Raw genomic sequence first — 3364 nt, 5'->3', positions numbered from 1 at the left:
GCTGGTCCTTTGCGTTCGGCCCCTTCCTCCGCGCCGGCCGCGCCGCGCGCGGCGTGGGCTCGGCCTTCGGGGCGGCGGGCTTCCCCGCGGGCTCGGCCGCACGGGCGCGCACGCCATGGCCGCGCTGCGCCACCATGTCGGAATAGCCGCCGGCGTAGTCCTGCCAGCGCCCCTCCCCTTCCCAGGCGATCACGCTCGTCACGGTGCGGTCGAGGAAGTCGCGGTCATGACTGACGAGCAGGACCGTGCCGGCGTAGTCGGCGACAAGTTCCTGCAGCAGGTCGAGCGTCTCGAGGTCGAGGTCGTTGGTCGGCTCGTCCAGCACCAGCAGGTTGGAGGGCTGGGCGAAGGCGCGCGCGAGCATCAGCCGCCCACGCTCCCCGCCCGACAGCGCCGAGAGCGGCGTGCGCGCCTGGTCCGGCGTGAACAGGAAGTCCTTCATGTAGCCGATGACGTGGCGCGGCTGGCCATTCACGAAGACCTGGTCGCCGCGCCCTTCCGTCAGCGCGGCGCTCAGCGTCATCGTCGGATCGAGTGCGGCGCGCCGCTGGTCGAGCCCGACCATGGCCAGCCCGGTGCCGAGCCGCACCTCGCCGCTGTCGGGTGCGAGCACGCCGGTCAGCATGTTGAGCAACGTCGTCTTGCCCGCCCCGTTCGGCCCGACGATGCCCACGCGGTCGCCGCGGATGATGCGCGTGGAGACGTCCCGCACCACCACCCGGTCCCCGTAGGCCTTCGTGACGTGGTCCGCCGCGATGACGAGGTTGCCCGACCCCGCGCCTTCCGCCGCCGCCATGGTCACGCGCCCGGGTGCGGTGACGCGCTCCCGCCGCTTGGCGCGCAGCGCGTGCAGGTTCTCCAGCCGCCGGACATTGCGCTTGCGCCGGGCGGTGACGCCGTAGCGCAGCCAATGCTCCTCCCGCACGATCTTGCGGGCGAGCTTGTGCGCGTCGCGCTCCTCCTCCTCGAGCACCTGGTCGCGCCATTCCTCGAAATGGGCGAAGCCGCGCTCGAGCCGCCGCGTCGCACCACGGTCGAGCCAGACCATGGCGCGCGACAGGCGCTCGAGGAACCGCCGGTCGTGGCTGATCAGCACGAGCGCGGTCGAGAGCGAGGCGAGTTCCGCCTCCAGCCACTCGATCGCCGGCAGGTCGAGGTGGTTGGTGGGCTCGTCCAGCAGCAGGATGTCGGGCGCGGGGGCGAGCGCGCGGGCGAGCGCGGCGCGGCGGGATTCGCCGCCGGAGAGCGCGGCGGGCGCTTCCTCCCCCGTCATGCCGAGATCAGTCAGCAGCGCGCGTGCGCGGTACGCATCGTCCGCCGGGCCGAGGCCCGCGAGCACATAGTCGATCACGCGCGGGAAGGCGGAGAGATCCGGCTCCTGTTCCAGGTAGCGCAGCGTGGCGCCGGGCTGGAGGAAGCGCGTCCCGCCCTCCGGCTCGATCAGCCCGGCCGCGACCTTGAGCAGCGTGGACTTGCCCGAGCCATTGCGCCCGACCAGCGCCAGGCGTTCGCCGGGGGCGACGGACAGCGAGGCGCCGTCGAGCAGCCGCAGGCTGCCGAAGCCGTGCGCGATGTCGGTGAGGAGAAGGAGCGGCGGGGCCGCCATCACATCACCCCGCGAAGGGGTCGCGCATCATGATGGTGTCGTCGCGCTCGGGGCTGGTGGAGAGCAGCACGATCGGCGCCTCCACCAGTTCCTCGATCCGCCGCACATACTTCACCGCCTCGGCGGGAAGTTCTGCGTAGGACCGCGCGCCGCGCGTCGAGCCCGACCAGCCCTGCAGCGTCTCGAAGATCGGCTCGGCCGCGGCCTGGGCACGGAAGGCGGCCGGCAAACGCTTCACCACCTCGCCATGGATGCGGTAGCCGGTGCAGATCTTCAGTTCCGGCAGCCCGTCCAGCACGTCGAGCTTGGTCAGCACCAGGCCCTGCACGCCGCCGACCTTCACCGCCTGGCGCACCATGCAGGCATCGAACCAGCCGCAGCGGCGGGGGCGGCCCGTGACGGTGCCGAATTCGTGCCCGCGCTCGCCGAGCAGCCTGCCGGTCTCGTCATGCAGTTCCGACGGGAAGGGCCCGGAGCCGACGCGCGTGGCATAGGCCTTGGCGATGCCGAGCACGAAGCCGATCGCATCCGGCCCGACGCCCGCCCCCGCCGCAGCATTGCCCGCGACCGTGTTGCTGCTGGTGACGTAGGGGTAGGTGCCGTGGTCGACGTCGAGCATTACCGCCTGCGCGCCCTCGAAGAGCACGCGCTTGCCCGCGCGGCGCGCCTCGTCGAGGCGTTCCCAAACGGTGTCGGCATAGGGCAGCAGCTTCGGGGCGAGCGCGAGCAGGCCGTCGAGCAGTTCCTTCTTGGGGAATTCCGGCGCGCCGAGGCCGCGCAGCAGCGAATTGTGGTGCAGCAGCAGCTCGTCGAGCTTGGCGCTCAGCGTCTCGGGCTCGGCGAGGTCGCACAGACGGATGGAACGACGGCCGACCTTGTCCTCATAGGCCGGGCCGATGCCGCGGCCCGTCGTGCCGATCTTGTCCTGGCCGCGCGCCGTCTCTCGCGCGCGGTCGAGCGCGGGGTGAAGCGGCAGGATCAGCGGCACGTTCTCCGCGATGCGCAGGTTGTCGGGCCCGACCTTCAGCCCCTGCGCCGTGACCTTCTCGATCTCGTTCAGCAGCGCCTGCGGGTCCAGCACCACGCCGTTGCCGATGATGCCGAGCTTGCCGCGCACCACGCCCGAGGGCAGCAGGCTGAGCTTGTAGGTCTGGCCGCCCACCACCAGCGTGTGGCCGGCATTGTGGCCGCCCTGGAAGCGCACGACGATGTCGGCACGGGAGGCGAGCCAGTCCACCACCTTCCCCTTGCCCTCGTCGCCCCATTGGGCGCCGATCACGGCGACATTGGCCATGGCAGGTCAGTCCTTCGCAGGAATGGGGACGGCGGCGCCGTCCCTCAGTTCATGGGTGCAGCGCAGGCGAAGCGGCGTGTCCTCCGGCGCCAGCGCCGCGACGGTCGCGAAGCCCTGCGCGCGGAAGCGCGCGCCATCCGCGCCTAGCGGCACGAACAGCCGCGGCCGCGGCGCGACGACCGGCGCGGCGCGCAGCACCGCATCCGGATAAAGCGACATCCCCGTCGCCGGCTCGTCGTTCTGCGACAGGTACCGCCCGCCGCGCGCGAGTTCGCCCGACATGCCCGGCCCGTACAGCGTGAAGGCGACGCCGGTGTGGTAGCGGAAGCCGCGGAATTCGACCGGGTCGAGCGTGATGCGCAGCGCCGGCGCGCGGGCGCGGATGGCGGCGAGCACCGAGGCCGCGTTCTCGGCGATGGCGCGCGCGGCCGGCGGCAGGTCCGCGGCGTCCAGCGCGGCCAGCG

General features: G+C 72.5%; 3 protein-coding genes. All 3 read right to left on the bottom strand.

Annotation, left to right across the window (positions count from 1 at the left end):
- Window positions 1–1606: ABC-F family ATP-binding cassette domain-containing protein (locus tag HW577_RS22815; protein ID WP_198378409.1), on the bottom strand; the 1606-nt coding region annotated here is incomplete at its 3' end.
- Between the two features lie 4 nt (window positions 1607–1610).
- On the bottom strand, window positions 1611–2900 hold the full coding sequence (locus tag HW577_RS22810; protein WP_198378408.1) for an adenylosuccinate synthase: 1290 nt from the start codon (window positions 2898–2900) through the stop codon (window positions 1611–1613).
- A gap of 6 nt (window positions 2901–2906) precedes the next feature.
- The coding region (locus HW577_RS22805) for an ATP phosphoribosyltransferase regulatory subunit (protein ID WP_198378407.1) at window positions 2907–3364 on the bottom strand (458 nt) is incomplete at its 5' end.

The sequence above is a fragment of the Neoroseomonas rubea genome (assembly GCF_016106015.1).
GTDB classification, from domain to species: domain Bacteria; phylum Pseudomonadota; class Alphaproteobacteria; order Acetobacterales; family Acetobacteraceae; genus Neoroseomonas; species Neoroseomonas rubea.
The sequence above is the reverse complement of the archived record's forward strand: the minus strand, read 5'-3'. Positions and strand labels throughout refer to the sequence as shown.